The sequence below is a fragment of the Tamlana crocina genome (genome assembly GCF_012037625.1).
Map to the genome: position 1 here is coordinate 31,002 of NZ_JAAVJS010000020.1, position 16,939 is coordinate 47,940.

Below are 16,939 nucleotides of genomic sequence, written 5' to 3' on the forward strand. Positions count from 1 at the left end.
TTTTTGCAAAGATTGTCATTATTTCTTCTACTAAGATACGGATTAAGTACTTAAAAACCAAACATTTATACCTTATAGTTTTCAACCAACTATAAACACAGGTTATTAACATTTGTTAATAAAAAAAGCCTTGGAACATCCAAGGCTTTTAAATACCAGTAGTCTCGGTATTATTTTATTAGCGTCTAGCTTCTTTAATTCTGGCTTTTTTACCAGTAAGACCTCTAAAGTAGAAGATTCTAGCTCTACGTACTTTACCACGTTTGTTAACTTCAATTTTTTGCAATGCGGGTAAGTTTACTGGGAAGATACGCTCTACACCAATAGATCCAGACATTTTTCTAATTGTAAAAGTTTCTGAAGTTCCAGAACCTCTTCTTTGTATTACGGTACCTCTAAAAAACTGGGTACGTGTCTTGTTACCTTCCTTAATTTCGTAATACACCGTTATAGTGTCTCCTGCCGAAAACTCAGGCAATTCCTTTTTTGTTACAAATTCGTCTTGTACAAACTTTACTAAAGATTCCATATCTTTAAAATTATAAGTGGTTAATTCAGAACAACATTCACGATTCTCGCCAGAGGTTAACCCGAAATTGGCTGCAAAGATAATTAAAAAGTTAATAGTTTAAAGTAAAAAGTAAAAAGTTTTTTCTCTTTTTGGATGTTCCTTTTTGCATGATGTTTTGCCGCTAAACTTATAGGTTTTAAGGGTGCAAAAAGTCAGGCTTTCACTACTCGCTGCCTCCTTCGTCGGCGAGCTCAAACAATTAGCCTGCGTTGAGCGCAGTCGAATCGTTCAATCCTTAACATGGTTAAAATTAATCCTCCAACAAATCCGGCCGACGTTCCTTGGTTCTTAAATAGGCCTGCTCTTCGCGCCACTTTTCAATTTCGGGTAAATTGCCGCTAAACAACAGCTCGGGTACTTTCCAACCTTTGTATTCCCGGGGTTTCGTGTAAATGGGCGGAGCCAATAAATTATCCTGAAACGAATCCGTTAGGGCGGAAGTCTCGTTGCCCAAAACACCAGGAATCAAACGGATTACCGCGTCGCACAACACGGCCGCGCCCAATTCGCCGCCCGATAGCACATAATCGCCAATGGAAATTTCGCGGGTTATAAAATGGTCGCGCACCCGTTGGTCCACGCCTTTGTAATGTCCGCATAAAATAATAATGTTTTCCTTTAGTGATATCTGGTTGGCAATGCCCTGTTTTAGGGTTTCGCCATCGGGAGTCATGTAAATCACCTCGTCGTAATCCCGTTCCGCTTTAAGCGCGGTTATGCATTTGTCAATCGGCTCTACCATCATTACCATGCCGGCACCACCGCCAAATTGGGTGTCGTCAATAGATTTGTAATTATCGGTCGTGTAATCCCGTAAATTATGGAAATGCACTTCCACCAAACCAGCTTCAATGGCACGTTTTAAAATGGAAGCCTCAAACGGACTCTTTAGTAACTCGGGTAATACCGTAATAATATCAATGCGCATACAAATTCTTTAAGCGCTGCAAAGATAATTTAAATCGTAGACATTTTAATAAATTCAATTTATGGCTGTATTGGAAATAAAATGGATTTTACAATTTAGAAATTCAATACTAATCGTAAATTTGAAATTAGTTAAACGAGTCGAAACGAAAAAGAGAACAATACCACTATGAAACTAGTATTATCGCCAGCCAAGTCGTTGGATTTTGAAAGTAAATTGCCCACCGAAAAACATACAGAAGCCCAGTTTTTAAAGCAATCGGAACGCTTGAATAAACTGCTTAAAAAGAAATCGGCCAAAAGCTTGTCGAAACTCATGAGCATATCCGATGCTTTGGGCCAACTCAATTACGAGCGCAACCAATCGTGGGAATTGCCGTTTACTACCGATAATGCCCGTCCGGCCGTTTATGCCTTTAGCGGCGATGTTTACAAAGGTTTGGATGCCTACACTATTCCGGAAGAAAAAACAGACAAGCTTCAAAACACCGTGCGTATCCTGTCTGGGCTATACGGTTTGTTAAAGCCTACCGATTTAATCCAGCCGTACCGTTTGGAAATGGGCACAAAAATGCCGGTTGGGGCGAAAAAAAATCTTTATGAATTCTGGAAAAAAGACATCACCAAAGCGCTTAACGAGGAGTTGGAAGACGACGAATTGTTCTTAAACCTGGCCAGTAACGAATATTTTAAGGCTGTCGATAAAAAAGCATTAAAAGTTCCTGTGGTAACGGCCAACTTTAAAGATTTAAAAAATGGCGAGTATAAGGTGATTTCATTTTTTGCCAAAGAAGCACGAGGCTTAATGGCCAGATATATTGTAGATACCAATGCCCAAACCGTCGACGATTTAAAAGGCTTCAATTACCAAGGCTATAGTTTTAGCGAGCCCATGTCTAAAGATAACGATTTGGTTTTTATTAGATGAACCCAATAAATCTGTGTTAAAAGCCGGAGCGGAGCGTCATTGCGAGAAATTTTTATTTCGAAGCAATCTCATAAATAAGAGTTCATTTTTTAAAGTTTCCTTCACTCGTCCCGATAGCTATCGGGATTGTTTCAGAATCACATTTTTTGAGTTGTAAATTAGTATGAGAACCAGAACCCTTCGACTGCGCTCAGGGTGACAGTTCAGGTCTATGGCAAATGACTATTAAAATGGTTTAATTATTTAGGCGTCGCCTTGTTGCCCACATTAATTTGGCTTTCCACCGAAGGTTTCTTTTTAATTCTCGGTCTTCTTTTTCCAAACGTGCCGCGGTATATTTTGCCGCGTTTTGTTTTTTTGTCTCCTTTTCCCATTGTTTGTTGTTTTTAAGGTATTGCGTATATTGATAAAATTCGTCAGTTCGAGTGAATTTCACGACAGAATGAGTGAAATTTGCACTTCGGCTCCGCTCAGTGGAGCTATCGAGAAAAGAATTTTATCTTTAAATGGTTCTCGATACGATTTTTCGGATCTCAAAATCACTCGAACTGACGAACAATTAATAAATGTCGTGTCGTCAAAATATAACAAATTCAAAACTAAAATTCAAATTTCTGTTTTTACATAAGCATCCATATCCACCGTTTATAAAAGAAGATACCACGAAGCTCATTGTGGGCACTTTGCCGCCACCACGTTTCTCCACGGGCGATTTGCTGGAAAAGGATGTCGATTTTTGTTACGGCAGCTATTACAATTCGCTTTGGCTGTTTATAGATAAAATCCATAACCTCAATTTACGTTTTGATAATTCCGAAGAAGCCGTACAGCAGCGTAAAGCCTTTTTAATAAAACACCAAATTGGCGTGTGCGATATCGTGGCAAGCTGCGAACGCGAAAAAATCGATGCCTCCGATTTGGGCATGAAAAACATTAAACTGCGAAATGTGCTAGGCTATTTGCAACAATACCCCAACATCGATACCATTTTATTTACTGGCGGAAACAGCAAAAACGGTCCCGAATATTTTTTTAGAAAGCATTTAAAAGCATACGGATTAAAACTGAAATTGGTCTGTAACGAAGTACCTCGAATACATAGTTTCGTCATTCCGAGCGGAGCGCGGGAATCTGTTGAAACCAACCGAATAATAAAAACCGTATCCCTAACCTCGGGCTCCGGTGCCGCCAATATTTCCATTAGCCGATTGCCGCTTTACAAACAATTAAAAGCCAAAAACCCCGATTTTAATACCTTCGATTTTCGGGTGATGCAGTATCGGGAGTTTTTTTGAAGTGGTTCGCTTAACGGCTCGGCTATGAATAGTGCGGGGATTGAAATGCGATAGTTTTCAATCTGCGCACGATGTGAGCCAAACCAAGTTTTGTGGCTTAAATTACCAAAAAAGAAGACGTCAAAACTTGTTTTGGCGGATGGACAGGGTAGAAGCTTTCCTTAACCACAAAAGCCCGCATTATTTATAGCCATTGTTGGGCGTTCGTGCTTTTTATTTTTCTGGCGGCAAAGCACACTTTTTTGCAAGCTTTGGTTTCAGCCTTGCCAGTGCGGCTTGCAAATAGGTGTGCTTTATGCCTTTGCCATATTCATTGTCTTTTTTAGTCGTCTATGTCTTTCGGTGTCTATTTTTCCCAACTCTCCCAAAGCATTGTTCAGAAGGGGTTGTTTAGTCATTTGAGCTTTTTCAAGTAAATAATCGTCAGCACACTCTGCTAAGAGGTCACGTGCTTTTTCCTTAGATACATTGCCTAAGTCACTGAGTCCTGTTGTCAATTCATGAAACTTTAAGCCCTTAAGCTGTCCCTTAAGATTATTGTAGAATTTGTCCAAGAGTTGATTGGCAAGTTTTGGATGAACCTTGTTTAGTTTATTCAAGGCATGACAGAACTTGAGGAAACTAATTTTTTGTTGTGTAACTGAATTTCCATGTTTCTGTATATACGATTCAAATACCTCCTTAGCAGAAGGGTCATGGATTCTTTGAATGCTGATAACTGAATTAATGAGAACATCCATTGTCAGCCTGTATACTTTTGACATGAAGCTTTTTTCCTTACATAACAGGCTTAAAATTTCCGTTGTCTGGTCTCTGTCTACGTTTTTCAGTTCTTCAAGCGTTTTAACTACCTGAGCGAAGTTTAGATTATTAGTTGTCGCTTTTCGGATGAGTTTCTTTCTATCTGCTTTCTTCAAAAGCTGCTGCGTATGAGGATGGTCAATCTTGCGCAACTTTAACAGTATCGGACCAAGTGCCGTGAAGGTCATTGAGTTTTGTTCAATGTCAATAGATGTTTCATGGAATAATCTTTTTGCTAATTCACTATCATAAAGTTTTATTGCATTGAGACCAGAGGCGTAATTGTGGGGAGTAGCCTGATTCAGAAGCATGGTTAGCTGTTTGATTCCAAAACTCTGTAAATATTCAGCTCTGTTTTGATATTCAAGATTTTCAAGGGTATGCACAATATTGAAAAAGTCGACAACATCTCTTACATCTCTTGATTCGGGAATTTCTAAATAGTTTTGAAGTAGGTCAATTGTCTTATCTTTTGATACGTTATATAACTCAGCAATTATCCTAAAAGCGTTTTTTACAGATTCCTTTTTTAGTTTTTCGAGTAAGTGCTCATTTTTCAATTGTTCAAAAACAGCCTGAACTTTTTCTGGGTCGATTTTATTTAGGCTGGTTAATCCTTTTCCAATTTGGGAGGCTGGACATTTTTTAAGTGCAGATAGGAACCGATTGTTATTATAAGCTATAAAGATTTCCTTGGTCTTAGTGTCGTTAATCTCTTTGAATTCACTGAGCATTTTTTCAATTCGAAAGAACTGTATGGAATTCATTTCATTGACAAGCTGTTCAGTATCCATGAGCATGAAAATGTCATAAGCCAGTTTTGAATTGAGCCGCTTTATTTCCGTCAAGGCATTGGATGCAATAAATATTGGACATTCGTATAGTTTATATGCCCATTCTTCTGCCGTAAGTGAAGACAATATTCTTTGTGATAAAGGCTCATAATAATTTTTCAGTAGTCGTACTGATAAAGAGATGGAATTGACCTTTGACTTTAATGCCATTTCTTTAATCGAATCAGTAAACGCATTGGAAATACGCCCGGCTTGCTTGGATAAACCAAGTTTGTAACAGGAGATTAGCAAGTATGTAAAAACTTCAAAACCGTCATTGCTTTCAAGCATTTTACTCTTAAATGAACTTGAAACCTGCAAGTGTTTTTGAGCGAATAGCTCAAAGTGATGCTTTGAATTAAATCTAAGATGCTTGTAAAACTCCTTTATGATTCCAGATTCGACAGGCTCGTTCTCAAGGAACATAAATGTGGACCTTTGAATGAACTCGTCCTCAAGCAAACTGATAATCGGTTGTTTCTGTTTCTGTTGGGCAAGCGATGCATAAATATCGAGTAGGTTTTTCGGATATCTGAGGCTGAATTCATCTGCGCTTTGAAACTTGTGCAGATATTGAAACAACTCTTTCAGCTTAAAACTGTCTTTGTTTTTGTAAAACCTATCTGCGTCCAAGGAGGACTTGTTTTCAATGATGGAACACAAAATGAGGTCAGCAAATTGTGAGTGACCAAATCGGAATAAGTTATTTTCTAATTTAGAATTGAAAATAAGACCGGCTTCTTCAATTCTGTCTCGAAAAGCGTTATCAAATAGCACATGAAATTCAATGCCTAATGAGTAAACACTGCTGATTTCAGTTAATCCTTCAAGCGCAATACTTGATAAACCACTCAAATAATGCCTGAACAGCCGTTTATTGAATTCTCGCTCGTTAATATCAGCAAGAGAACAGTTTGGTTCCTCCTTCCATAATCTTAGCATTAAGTGCAGCTTCAATAAATTACGGTTGCAATTTTTCAGTACAGTATCTAGGTCGCCAACAGGCTTGGTTATTGAGTGCTTTTGAGTAAAGGCATTTACAATTCCCTGAAACTTGGCAGTAATGTTTTGATTCTTCAGCAGCTCTTTTAAACCAATTACCTTGTAGAGGTTAAAACCATTTTCATCTTCCTGAATTTCTTTACTGATTACTCTTGATAAGAACAGGAAACTTAGGTTTTCCCATTCTTCTGAATTTGAATAGATTTCAGTGGCAAGAGGAAGGTTTTTATGAATGTCATCCAGTACAACAAATGTTTTGAACCTGTTCAGGATAGACAGCTCAATGTGGATTTCCTTTGTTGGCAAATCCGGTGACATCTCAAGATAATATGATTCGAATTTTTCATTTTTGGATAGTTCTTCGGATAGATTTAAAGCAAAGGTTGTTTTGCCGTTGGTGGGGAAAGCAGTCAATAAGCCGATATTGGACTTGTTTGATTTAAAGAATTCGTAAAACGTTTTGGTAAGTTTGAAATCCTCTGCTGTTTGATAAAAAAGCCTATCCTGAAAAAGGCTTAATGAGGGTAGAAATTTATTGTCGTCTTTTTCAAAGAACTTGCCGACAGGTTTCAAATAATGAACCCTTGTCAATAATCTTTCTATTTCTAATAATTTATCTTGTATCTGCCCTTTAAGAACCTGAACAATGCTTTGGTAATTCTCCTCTGTCAATTTTTGAGGCTTCCCTGAAAATCTCTCTTCGTGTTTTCTTTTTATTTCCAGAAGCCGTTTTACCGGATATTCGTCTACATCATCTGTTTCTTTATGATGATTGCGGCATAGGAGAATTAAATTCTTGGGCTTGCGTCTGTCTTCGTTGGTTTGTTTCTTGTCAAACCTTTGTCCGCCAGGCATTGCTGCCTTAATATGGCAAACTTCTGCAACGAAACGCTCTTTAATAAACAGTCTTTCTTTACAGCCTTCAAAAGCACATTCATTTCCTGATTTTGCAAAAAGCAAATTCATGGTCTCCTTATTCGGTGTCAGTCGCTTTACTATTTCGTCCATTTTAAAAGTGTGTCCGTGCGTTGGCAAAATTTAAGCTCTTTTGGCTGCCAAAGCGGTCGCCCGTGCGTTGGAGCAGCCAAATGTGCTTAAATGTGTGTCGGCCTTTTTGCATGACGCCCAACTTTAAGGATATGCGTCGTTTCCTAAATGACTTATATCCGTAGCCAAGCGAATGTAGTTGAAATTTTCTACAAAATCAAGAGGTTTAAAATAAATCCCAGTGCTGTATAAATTAACCGTACATTTGCCGCTTAACAAAAAAGGGGGTGATATTTAATTTGTAAGTCATCATCTCAAAACGCCCACCAAGGGCTTTCAAACAAATTATATGTCATTCAAATCATTAGGCTTATCTGAAGCCTTATTAAAAGCGGTGGACCAAAAAGGATACACCACCCCAAGTCCCATTCAACAAAAAGCCATTCCGCCCGTATTACAGGGTAAGGATGTATTGGCATCGGCACAGACCGGCACCGGAAAAACCGCTGGTTTTACCTTGCCTTTGCTACATATTTTATCGGAAAACCCAAAAGAAAAATATCGACCCATTCGCGCTTTAATTTTAACGCCCACCCGCGAACTGGCGGCACAGGTGTACGCCAATGTTAAGGAGTACAGTGCGTTTTTAAACCTGCGCAGCGTGGTTATTTTTGGCGGTGTAAATCAAAAGCCGCAGGTGGCACAAATACGCAAAGGTGTTGATATCTTGGTGGCCACACCGGGCCGCTTGCTCGATTTGCAAAGTCAGGGGCTGCTATCTTTAAAACGTGTTGAGATTTTTGTTTTGGACGAAGCCGACCGCATGCTCGATATGGGCTTTTTGCGCGATATTGAACGCACCATTAACCTGATGCCCGAAAAACGACAGAATTTAATGTTTTCGGCCACCTTTTCAAAAGAGATTAAAAAACTGGCGCACGGTATATTAAACCAGCCTGTGCAAGTGGAAGCCACGCCCGAAAACACCACCGTCGAACTGATTAGCCAAAAAGTATATCGCGTGGCCAAAGGCTTAAAAACAGGATTGATTATTAAATTGATTTCCGATGGCAATTGGAAACAGGTGCTCGTATTTACCCGCACCAAACACGGCGCCAATAAACTGAGCAAAAAAATGATGGCTGCCGGCATAAGCGCTGCGGCCATTCACGGGAATAAAAGTCAGGGCGCACGCACCAAAGCGCTTTCCAATTTTAAAAACGGCAGTGTGCGGGTATTAGTCGCTACTGATATAGCGGCCCGCGGATTGGATATTCCGTTGTTGCCGCACGTTATTAATTTTGAGTTGCCCAATGTGCCCGAAGATTACGTGCACCGTATTGGAAGAACGGGTAGGGCAGGTGCCGACGGGCAAGCGATTTCGTTGGTGAGTGCTGATGAAACTACCTTTTTGCGTGATATTGAAAAACTGATTGGTGAAAAAATTGAAGTTGAAATTCTGGAAGGTTTTGAGCCCGACCCCAATGCCTCTACCGAACCGATTAAACCTGGACAAAATCGGAACAGGAATAACAGAAACCCACGTAATTCGAACCGAAATTCGGGAAGAAGCAAAAACTCCAGACGCCCAAAACGTACTAACGATAAGCGAAATTAGAACATGCGACAGGTTTTAAAAGATAAGATAATTGAGGTTTGCGATAAAAAGATTGCTGCCAAAGGCGAACAAGTGGGCATTTCATTTTACGCATTTTTTAAAAACAAAAACGATAATCCTGACTTACTGATGGAGGCCGCTACGTGGTGGATTAAAACACATAAATTAGACCATTTTGAAAAAGCCGTAAAAATCAAAAATCTGGTAAATGGAATCGCAACCCAATAATCCGTTGCACGGTGTAAAACTGGAACAAATCATCAACGAATTGGTGACGCATTACGGTTGGGAATATATGGGCTATACCATAAACATTAGGTGTTTTAACGATAATCCTTCGGTGAAATCGAGCTTGAAATTTTTACGCCGAACGCCTTGGGCACGTACTAAAGTGGAAGCCATGTATTTAAATATGCTGAAAAACAAGAAGAAAAATTGACACAAAAAAAGACCCGATTTTCAGTTGGGTCTTAAATACTTTAAAGTAGAAACTACTCTCTTTTCTTGCCTTTTCCTTTACCACGGCCTTTACCCCAGTTGGCTTTAAGTTCTTCTAGAGTCACTTCGCCGTTAGAGTCGCCATCAAGCGATGCGAACATTTTTTCCAAGCGTTCTGCAGGTACTTCGCGTTTTCTTTTGGCAGACTTAAACTCGTCTAAAGAAATGGAGTCGCTTTTGTCGGCATCAAAACGGGTTAACATTTTTTCAAAGTTTGGAGCTTTTTTTTTCCTTTTCCTGTGCTTCAGAAGTAGCTAAACCAGACATAAATACCAAAGCCCAAACGCCTAATTTTAAAGTTGCTTTTTTCATGTGTAAAACAATTTAAGTTATTTGGGTTTTAGACTGTTTTTTTGTGAAATAGTTTAACGGGAATGAGAAATATTTTTCAACCCTTCATAAACCACAATACCCACGGCATTGGCCAAATTCAGGCTTCTAATATGCGGACTGTAAAGTGGGATTTTAAATAATTTATCAGCGTTTTTTTCCGTGATGGATTTTGGAAGCCCAACAGATTCCTTTCCGAAGATTAAAAATAGATCGTCTTCAAAAGGGATGTTCCAATGGTCTTTTGTGCCATGGCTGGAGAGAAACGCCATCTTTTTGTCGGAATTGATTTCAAAAAAATCGGCGATACTATCGTAATACGTAATGTTTACATGCGGCCAATAATCTAATCCGGCACGTTTCAACCGGGTGTCGTTTATTTCAAAACCAAAAGGTTTTACAAGGTGCAAGTTTGAACCGGAAGCCAATGCTAACCGACCAATGTTTCCAGTATTATTGGGTATTTCGGGTTCAATTAAAACAATGTTTAAGGGCATTACTCTTTTTTAGGTTTAACCTTTACAGCTGCGGGTTTCATTATAATCCTTAAAGTACTGTCGTTATTAAAATAACTGATCATCCAATTCATGAAAATAAGCAGTTTATTTTTAATGCTTAAAATAAGCATAAGGTGAATAAACATCCAGGTAAACCAGGCCAATCGGCCTTGAAAACTTAATTTAGGTAAATCGACTACGGCCTTTCGTTTTCCAATGGTAGCCATAGAGCCTTTATCAATATATTCAAAGTTTTTTAGAGTTTTGCCCTTTTTTAGGTTTTTGAAATTTTTTGCTAAAACCGAAGCTTGTTGAAGGGCCACACCTGCCACCTGCGGATGTCCGGTAGGGTAGTTGGGCGTTTCCATAAAAGCAATGTCGCCAAGAGCATAAACTTGGTTCAGCCCACTTACGTGACTGTGCCGGTTTACAATGAGTCTGTTACCTCTGGTAATGCAACTTTCTGGAAAACCTTCAATGATGTTTCCGGTAACACCAGCAGCCCAAATCACGTTTTTTGAATTTATGGTCTCGCCAGAATTTAGGGTTACCGTGAAGCCATCATAATCGCTCACTAAAGTGCTGGTTTTTACCACTACGCCCAACTCTTCTAAATATTTTTGTGACATTTTTTGAGAGCCATCACTCATGGGGCTTAGGGTGTTTGGCGTACCTTCCAGAAGATATATGGTTAGTTTTGAAAAATCCTTATCGGGGTAATCCTTTGGTAAAATATTGCGTTTCATTTCGGCCAAGGCTCCGGCTAGTTCAACACCGGTTGGGCCGCCACCAACAATAACGAAATTCAATAAGGTTTGAAGTTTTTCGGGGTCGGTGGTGTTTAAGGCGTCTTCAAAGGTTTGTAAAATCCTGTTGCGCAATTGAATGGCTTCAGGAATGGTTTTCATCGGGTAGGCAAATTTTTTTAGATTTTTATTTCCGAAGTAATTGGTGGTGCAACCTATGGAAATCACTAAATGGTCATAAGTAAAATCGCCGATAGGTGTACTGATAAATTTTTCTTCCAAATTTATTTTGGAAACTTTTGTAATCCGAATCCGGACGTTTTTTGCCTTTTGAAAAACTTTACGAAGCGGAAAAGAAATACTGGCGGGTTCCAATCTTGCCGAAGCCACTTGGTACATTAACGGTTGAAATTGATGGTAGTTTTGTTTATCTAAAAGATAGACTTCGTAGTTGGGGTGGTTTATCAATTCCTGTGCAAGTCTTAAACCGGCAAAACCAGCACCAATGATTATAATTCTTTCTGGAGGTGTCATTCTATTTTAAATTTAGCCCAATATCGATTTTACAAATTGGTCTATTTGCTTGTTACCGTTAGTGGTTAAATGCTTAACAAAAGCACTGCCAATAATGGCGCCTTTAGCATATTTGGTTGCGGCGGTAAACGTCTCGTTATTACTAATGCCAAACCCAATAACTTGCGGATTTTTTAAATCCATTTTTGCGATGCGCTCAAAATATTGGGTTTGTTCGTCACCAAATCCAGATTTTGCTCCCGTAGTACTGGCGCTGCTCACCATATAAATGAATCCGTTGGAAATCGAATCGATGTAACGGATGCGTTCTTCGGAAGTTTGTGGCGTTATCAAAAACACATTGATCAAGCCGTATTTTTCAAAAATAGCTTGGTACTCTTCGTGGTACACATCAACAGGTAAATCGGGAATAATCAATCCGTCAATGCCCAGCTCCTGGCATTTCTTGCAAAATGCCTCCACACCATATTGCAGCATTGGGTTGAAATACCCCATGATGATTAACGGAATTTCAACCGTTTTTCGGATGTCTTTTAACTGATTGAAAAGTGTTTCGGTGGTCATGCCATTTTTTAAGGCAGCCGTAGAACTCTCTTGGATTGTTGGGCCATCGGCTAGTGGGTCGCTAAATGGTAAGCCGATTTCAATCATGTCCACCCCATTTTTTTCTAAATCCTGAATGATAGAAACGGTATCGTTTAAATTAGGGTAACCTGCTGTGAAATATATAGAAAGTAACTTTTTGTTTTCTTCTAATTTGCTTTGAATTCGATTCATTTTTGTTTGGTTATCGTCATTGCGAGGAACGGAGTGACGAAGCAATCTTTTGAAGAGATTCCTTCACTTCGTTCGGAATGACGTTAAATTTTAAAATACTCAATATAATTCTGTAAATCTTTATCGCCACGGCCCGATAAACTCACTACAACCACGTCGTCTGGCTTAAAGGTTTTCTGTTCGAAAATAGCCAAGGCATGCGAGCTTTCAATAGCCGGAATGATTCCTTCCAGTTTGCAAAGTTCCAACCCGGCATTCATGGCCTCGTCATCGGTAATCGACATAAATTCTGCACGGCCTGTTTTTGCCAAATGGGCATGCATGGGACCCACACCGGGATAATCCAATCCGGCAGAAATGGAGTAAGGCTCAGTGATTTGTCCGTCGTTGGTTTGCATCAACAGCGTTTTACACCCGTGGATGATGCCTTCTTTTCCTAAAACAGAAGTGGCGGCACTCTCGCCAGAATCCACACCATGACCAGCGGCTTCCACTGCGATAATATTAACATCGGGTTCGTGTAAATAATGGTAATAGGTGCCCGCAGCGTTACTTCCACCACCAATACAAGCCACAACGTAATCGGGGTTTTCGCGACCTTCGTGCTCTTTAAGTTGCCATTTTATTTCTTCGGAAATAATGGCTTGAAAACGCGTTACCATATCAGGATATGGGTGTGGGCCAATGGCCGAACCAATAATATAATGCGTGTTTACGGGGTTGTTAATCCAATCGCGGATGGCTTCGTTGGTAGCATCCTTTAAAGTACGGCTTCCCGATTTGGCGGGCATTACTGTGGCGCCGAGCATTTTCATTCTGGCAACGTTTGGTGCTTGTCGGGCAATGTCGATTTCGCCCATGTATACAATACATTCCAATCCCATGAGAGCGCAAACTGTTGCAGTGGCCACACCGTGTTGACCGGCACCGGTTTCGGCAATAATTCTAGTTTTGCCCAAACGTTTGGCCATTAAAATTTGGCCAATGGTATTGTTTATTTTGTGCGCTCCGGTGTGGTTCAAGTCTTCGCGCTTCAAATAAATTTTGGTGTTGTGTTTTTCTGAAAGTCGTTTTGCAAAATACAATGGCGATGGGCGCCCTACATAATCTTTTAAAAGCTGGTTGAACTCATCCTTGAAAGACGGTTCGTTCATCACTTCTAAGTACTTTTGGCGTAATTCTTCTACATTGGGGTACAGCATTTCTGGGATAAATGCCCCTCCAAATTCGCCGTAATAGCCTTTTTCGTTTACGTTGTAATTTTTCATTTTTTTATTTGTCATTCCCGCGCAGACGGGAATCTTTTTATTTTTAGTTTCGGTTTATAATGGATTCCGCATCAAGTGCGGAATGACAAACTAGCTTTAAATTGTTTTAATAATTCAATATGCTTCAATCCGGGTTCTATTTCGAATTGACTATTTATATCTAAAGCATAGCAATATTTTGATGCTTCACTTTGATTAAATTTTTTAATTTTTTCTATTTCATCAACTCCAATACCGCCGCTTAAAAAAAACGGTTTGGTAGAGGGGTAGTTTTTTAAAACGTCCCAATTGAAGGTGTAGCCATTGCCACCCGGAAGCTTGCCTTTGGTGTCGAAAAGGAAATAGTCAACAACGTTTTCGTATGGTTTTAAAACCTCAAAATTGAACTCGTCCTTAATGGAAAATACTTTGATGATTTCAAGTTTTTTATGTGATGCTGAAACAAGTTCAGCATGACGTAAGGCGTCACAATATTCAGGAGATTCTTCGCCATGTAATTGAACAGCTTGTAAATCGAGCTCATTTATTTTTCCAACCACAAACTCTAAAGGGGCATTTACAAAAACGCCTGTCTTTTTTATAGAATTCGGAAGATTTGGAATGGATTCAGCGTCAAAGCATCTAGCGGATTTTTCGAAAAATATAAAACCAAGATAATCGGGTTGCAAAGCCGCAACTTGTTCGATGTTATCTTGATATTTCATTCCGCAGATTTTAAGTCGAAGCCCCGCCCTGGAACTCCCCGAAGGAGAGGGAATAGATTGTGGAATATGTTGCTTCTTTTTGTTCATCTGAGTACTGGTTCTCCTCCTTTGGAGGCGTTAGAGGAGGCTTTTTATAAATACTGTGGCACTTGCCCCGGGATTATCCGTTTTCATAAAATTTTCTCCAATCAAGAATCCTTTGTAACCAAAAGGTTGCAACTCTTTAATGGCTTCAATATTGCTGATGCCGCTTTCTGATACTTTAACAAAATCGTCTGGAATGAGTTCGCTCAAGACTTTACTAGTTTCTAAGCTAACATCAAACGTTTTTAAGTTTCGGTTGTTAACGCCCAACATATCGAGGCTTGGCATGATGGATTTATGTAATTCTTCTTCGTTGTGCACTTCCAACAGCACGTCTAAATTTAAACGTTTTGCAAACTCGGAAAATTGCTTGATTTCATCGCGGGTTAAAATAGCGGCAATCAACAGAATAACATCGGCACCGTAGGCTTTGGCCTCAAGAATTTGATATTCGTCAATAATGAATTCCTTTCTCAATAACGGTAAATTGCAACTGGCTCGGGCGGTTAATAAGTCGTCTAACGAACCGCCGAAATATTTTCCATCGGTTAAAACCGACATGCCACAAACACCAGCATTCTCGTAACCTGTGGCAACGTCTTGAACGTTTAAGGTGTGGTTGATGACTGATTTTGATGGCGAGCGCCGTTTGTGTTCGGCAATAATGCCCGATTTGCTATTTCGTAATGTATTTGACAAAGAAACGGTTTCTCTATTGAAAAGCACCGATTGCTCTAATTGCGAAACGGGAATTAAACCTTTTCTGAGGTTTACCTCGTTGCGTTTGTCGATTACTATTTTGTCTAAAATATTCATTTTTGTTTTCGAATCGTCATTGCGAAACTTTTGAAAAAAGTTGTGGCAATCTGTATATTTTAACGAGATTACCGCGTCGTTTTTCTCCTCGTAATGACGTTATTTACTCAATTCAATCAATTTATCTAAACTCGTTTTGGCTTTACCAGAAAATAAGGATGCTTTGGCTAATTCAAATCCCTCTTTGTGCGAAATTTGTTTGGCCGTAGCGATGGCTAATCCGGCATTGGCGCACACCACGTTGTTTTGTGCTTCGGTGCCGTTTCCGCTTATAATATCTACAAATATTTTTGCGGCCTCTTCAATACTGTTGCCTCCATAAATAGCATCTTGTTTTACTGGTTTTACTCCTAAATCTTCCGGTGAAAACAGTTTCTCGGAATGATTGGATACTATTTTAGCTTTTCCGGTTAATGAAATTTCGTCGTAGCCATCTAAAGCATAAACAATGTTGTAATTTTTATCGGTGTTTTGATAAATGAAACTGTACAAGCGTAAAAGTTCCAAATTATAAACGCCCAATAATTGGTTTTTGGGAAACGATGGATTTACCATGGGGCCCAACATATTGAAAAAGGTTTTTACGCCCAATTCTTTTCGGATGGGGGCCACATTTTTCATGGCCGGATGGAATAGCGGCGCGTGCAAAATACAAATGCCCGCTTGGTCCACACAGCGTTTTAAAAAATCTTCGTTGTTGGAAAACTTAACTCCCAATGTTTCCATAACGTTTGATGATCCCGAAGTGGACGATACGCCGTAATTGCCATGTTTAGATACATTAACGCCGGCACCTGCCGTTATAAACGAGGATAGGGTGGAAATATTAAACGTATTCTTGCCGTCTCCGCCCGTGCCTACTATATCGATAGCATTGAAGTCGCTAAGATCAATGGGAACACAAAGCTCCAACAAAGCATTTCTAAACCCTGTAAGTTCTTCAATGGTAATGCTACGCATCATAAACACCGAAAGAAAACAAGCAATTTGACTCGGGTTGTACATATCGTTGGATATGTTAACGATAACTTGTTTCGCTTCTTCGGTGGTTAGCGTGTCGTGGTTTATCAGTCTGTTTAATATATCTTTCATTTTACTATTCCTGTGAAAGGAGAAATCTATTTTTTGATCAAACTTATTTTAACTTTAAATACTGCTATTGGTTCACCCAATTTTCCAATATTTTTTTGCCGTCTGGTGTTAATACCGATTCGGGGTGATATTGAACACCTTTTACGTCGTATTCTCTGTGGCGTAATGACATCACTTGTCCGTTTTCGTCAAACGAAGTGGCTTCCAAACTCTCGGGCAAATCGGGATGCACTACCCACGAGTGGTAACGGCCTACTTCAATGTTTTTGTTCAGGCCGTTAAAAATAGGTTCGTCATCCACACAAATTTCCACTTGGGTGGCCACGCCGTGGTAAACATCATCTAGATTCACCAATGAACCACCAAACACTTCGCCTATGGCTTGCTGGCCTAAACATACACCTAAAATGCTTTTGGTTGGGGCATATTTTTCAATAATGGCTTTTAACAGTCCTGCTTCGTCGGGAATGCCTGGGCCAGGAGATAATACAATTTTGCTGAATGGCTCAACATCTTCCAAAGCCAGTTTGTCGTTTCTTACTACGGTAACATCGCAGTTTAAATCTTCCAAATAATGAACGAGATTATAGGTGAAACTGTCGTAGTTATCTATTACTAGTATTTTTTTCAT

General features: G+C 39.6%; 18 protein-coding genes. 5 read left to right on the forward strand and 13 right to left on the reverse strand.

The features are described 5' to 3' along the window. Window positions 1–178: 178 nt before the first annotated feature. Entirely contained in the window at window positions 179–529 is a 351-nt protein-coding gene (rplS, locus tag HC176_RS13000) for a 50S ribosomal protein L19 (protein ID WP_167918972.1), read from the reverse strand. Between the two features lie 292 nt (window positions 530–821). After that, window positions 822–1,499, reverse strand: a complete 678-nt coding sequence (gene trmD / locus HC176_RS13005) for a tRNA (guanosine(37)-N1)-methyltransferase TrmD (RefSeq protein ID WP_167918974.1) — start codon at window positions 1,497–1,499, stop codon at window positions 822–824. 168 nt (window positions 1,500–1,667) lie between these two features. Between trmD and yaaA the strand changes: the two genes are divergently transcribed. Next, window positions 1,668–2,426, forward strand: a complete 759-nt coding sequence (yaaA, locus tag HC176_RS13010) for a peroxide stress protein YaaA (protein ID WP_167918976.1) — start codon at window positions 1,668–1,670, stop codon at window positions 2,424–2,426. Window positions 2,427–2,665: 239 nt separating this feature from the next. Here yaaA and HC176_RS13015 read toward each other — a convergent pair whose 3' ends face one another. Continuing rightward, complete coding sequence (locus HC176_RS13015; RefSeq protein ID WP_167918978.1) at window positions 2,666–2,800, reverse strand: 30S ribosomal protein THX; 135 nt, start codon at window positions 2,798–2,800, stop codon at window positions 2,666–2,668. A 192-nt stretch (window positions 2,801–2,992) separates the two neighbouring features. Here HC176_RS13015 and HC176_RS13020 point away from each other — a divergent pair, with 192 nt between their 5' ends. After that, window positions 2,993–3,721, forward strand: a complete 729-nt coding sequence (locus HC176_RS13020) for a uracil-DNA glycosylase family protein (protein WP_245234895.1) — start codon at window positions 2,993–2,995, stop codon at window positions 3,719–3,721. Between the two features lie 293 nt (window positions 3,722–4,014). Here HC176_RS13020 and HC176_RS13025 read toward each other — a convergent pair whose 3' ends face one another. Next, window positions 4,015–7,365 (reverse strand): HNH endonuclease, encoded by a 3,351-nt coding sequence (locus tag HC176_RS13025; protein ID WP_167918980.1) that lies wholly within the window; start codon window positions 7,363–7,365, stop codon window positions 4,015–4,017. A 328-nt stretch (window positions 7,366–7,693) separates the two neighbouring features. Here HC176_RS13025 and HC176_RS13030 point away from each other — a divergent pair, with 328 nt between their 5' ends. The 3 genes from HC176_RS13030 to HC176_RS13040 are packed head-to-tail and all read left to right on the forward strand — an operon-like array spanning window position 7,694 to window position 9,401. Next, window positions 7,694–8,962 carry a DEAD/DEAH box helicase gene (locus HC176_RS13030; RefSeq protein WP_167918982.1) on the forward strand — a complete coding sequence of 423 codons (1,269 nt, stop codon included), beginning with the start codon at window positions 7,694–7,696 and terminating at the stop codon, window positions 8,960–8,962. A 3-nt stretch (window positions 8,963–8,965) separates the two neighbouring features. Continuing rightward, window positions 8,966–9,190, forward strand: a complete 225-nt coding sequence (locus tag HC176_RS13035) for a DUF6500 family protein (RefSeq protein ID WP_167918984.1) — start codon at window positions 8,966–8,968, stop codon at window positions 9,188–9,190. After that, window positions 9,171–9,401: a VF530 family protein gene (locus HC176_RS13040; protein ID WP_167918986.1), complete on the forward strand. Its 231-nt coding sequence runs from the start codon at window positions 9,171–9,173 to the stop codon at window positions 9,399–9,401. The genes HC176_RS13035 and HC176_RS13040 overlap by 20 nt, the downstream gene beginning before the upstream one ends. Before the next feature lie 52 nt (window positions 9,402–9,453). Here HC176_RS13040 and HC176_RS13045 read toward each other — a convergent pair whose 3' ends face one another. From HC176_RS13045 to HC176_RS13085, 9 genes are all read right to left on the reverse strand, one after another. Beyond that, window positions 9,454–9,663, reverse strand: coding sequence for an EF-hand domain-containing protein (locus HC176_RS13045; protein ID WP_167918988.1), 210 nt, complete (start codon window positions 9,661–9,663; stop codon window positions 9,454–9,456). A 162-nt stretch (window positions 9,664–9,825) separates the two neighbouring features. Further along, on the reverse strand, window positions 9,826–10,287 hold the full coding sequence (locus tag HC176_RS13050; RefSeq protein ID WP_167918990.1) for a tRNA (cytidine(34)-2'-O)-methyltransferase: 462 nt from the start codon (window positions 10,285–10,287) through the stop codon (window positions 9,826–9,828). Next, complete coding sequence (locus tag HC176_RS13055) at window positions 10,287–11,567, reverse strand: NAD(P)/FAD-dependent oxidoreductase (protein ID WP_167918992.1); 1,281 nt, start codon at window positions 11,565–11,567, stop codon at window positions 10,287–10,289. The genes HC176_RS13050 and HC176_RS13055 overlap by 1 nt, the downstream gene beginning before the upstream one ends. A 12-nt stretch (window positions 11,568–11,579) precedes the next feature. After that, window positions 11,580–12,344 (reverse strand): tryptophan synthase subunit alpha, encoded by a 765-nt coding sequence (gene trpA / locus HC176_RS13060; protein ID WP_167918993.1) that lies wholly within the window; start codon window positions 12,342–12,344, stop codon window positions 11,580–11,582. A gap of 83 nt (window positions 12,345–12,427) precedes the next feature. Continuing rightward, window positions 12,428–13,612, reverse strand: a complete 1,185-nt coding sequence (trpB, locus tag HC176_RS13065; RefSeq protein ID WP_167918995.1) for a tryptophan synthase subunit beta — start codon at window positions 13,610–13,612, stop codon at window positions 12,428–12,430. 71 nt (window positions 13,613–13,683) lie between these two features. Next, on the reverse strand, window positions 13,684–14,316 hold the full coding sequence (locus HC176_RS13070) for a phosphoribosylanthranilate isomerase (RefSeq protein ID WP_167918997.1): 633 nt from the start codon (window positions 14,314–14,316) through the stop codon (window positions 13,684–13,686). A gap of 117 nt (window positions 14,317–14,433) precedes the next feature. Further along, complete coding sequence (trpC, locus tag HC176_RS13075) at window positions 14,434–15,216, reverse strand: indole-3-glycerol phosphate synthase TrpC (RefSeq protein ID WP_167918999.1); 783 nt, start codon at window positions 15,214–15,216, stop codon at window positions 14,434–14,436. A 99-nt stretch (window positions 15,217–15,315) separates the two neighbouring features. Next, window positions 15,316–16,308: an anthranilate phosphoribosyltransferase gene (gene trpD, locus HC176_RS13080; RefSeq protein WP_167919001.1), complete on the reverse strand. Its 993-nt coding sequence runs from the start codon at window positions 16,306–16,308 to the stop codon at window positions 15,316–15,318. 64 nt (window positions 16,309–16,372) lie between these two features. Further along, a complete protein-coding gene (locus HC176_RS13085) occupies window positions 16,373–16,939 on the reverse strand; it encodes an anthranilate synthase component II (protein WP_167919003.1) in 567 nt (188 codons plus the stop codon).

What these genes read in the sequence shown, in the direction of transcription:
- rplS (WP_167918972.1), bottom strand. Translation starts at nt 529, where the DNA reads ATGGAATCTTTAGTAAAGTTTGTACAAGACGAATTTGTAACAAAAAAG.
- trmD (WP_167918974.1), bottom strand. Translation starts at nt 1,499, where the DNA reads ATGCGCATTGATATTATTACGGTATTACCCGAGTTACTAAAGAGTCCG.
- yaaA (WP_167918976.1), top strand. Translation starts at nt 1,668, where the DNA reads ATGAAACTAGTATTATCGCCAGCCAAGTCGTTGGATTTTGAAAGTAAA.
- HC176_RS13015 (WP_167918978.1), bottom strand. Translation starts at nt 2,800, where the DNA reads ATGGGAAAAGGAGACAAAAAAACAAAACGCGGCAAAATATACCGCGGC.
- HC176_RS13020 (WP_245234895.1), top strand. Translation starts at nt 2,993, where the DNA reads ATGTCGTGTCGTCAAAATATAACAAATTCAAAACTAAAATTCAAATTT.
- HC176_RS13025 (WP_167918980.1), bottom strand. Translation starts at nt 7,365, where the DNA reads ATGGACGAAATAGTAAAGCGACTGACACCGAATAAGGAGACCATGAAT.
- HC176_RS13030 (WP_167918982.1), top strand. Translation starts at nt 7,694, where the DNA reads ATGTCATTCAAATCATTAGGCTTATCTGAAGCCTTATTAAAAGCGGTG.
- HC176_RS13035 (WP_167918984.1), top strand. Translation starts at nt 8,966, where the DNA reads ATGCGACAGGTTTTAAAAGATAAGATAATTGAGGTTTGCGATAAAAAG.
- HC176_RS13040 (WP_167918986.1), top strand. Translation starts at nt 9,171, where the DNA reads ATGGAATCGCAACCCAATAATCCGTTGCACGGTGTAAAACTGGAACAA.
- HC176_RS13045 (WP_167918988.1), bottom strand. Translation starts at nt 9,663, where the DNA reads ATGTTAACCCGTTTTGATGCCGACAAAAGCGACTCCATTTCTTTAGAC.
- HC176_RS13050 (WP_167918990.1), bottom strand. Translation starts at nt 10,287, where the DNA reads ATGCCCTTAAACATTGTTTTAATTGAACCCGAAATACCCAATAATACT.
- HC176_RS13055 (WP_167918992.1), bottom strand. Translation starts at nt 11,567, where the DNA reads ATGACACCTCCAGAAAGAATTATAATCATTGGTGCTGGTTTTGCCGGT.
- trpA (WP_167918993.1), bottom strand. Translation starts at nt 12,344, where the DNA reads ATGAATCGAATTCAAAGCAAATTAGAAGAAAACAAAAAGTTACTTTCT.
- trpB (WP_167918995.1), bottom strand. Translation starts at nt 13,612, where the DNA reads ATGAAAAATTACAACGTAAACGAAAAAGGCTATTACGGCGAATTTGGA.
- HC176_RS13070 (WP_167918997.1), bottom strand. Translation starts at nt 14,316, where the DNA reads ATGAAATATCAAGATAACATCGAACAAGTTGCGGCTTTGCAACCCGAT.
- trpC (WP_167918999.1), bottom strand. Translation starts at nt 15,216, where the DNA reads ATGAATATTTTAGACAAAATAGTAATCGACAAACGCAACGAGGTAAAC.
- trpD (WP_167919001.1), bottom strand. Translation starts at nt 16,308, where the DNA reads ATGAAAGATATATTAAACAGACTGATAAACCACGACACGCTAACCACC.
- HC176_RS13085 (WP_167919003.1), bottom strand. Translation starts at nt 16,939, where the DNA reads ATGAAAAAAATACTAGTAATAGATAACTACGACAGTTTCACCTATAAT.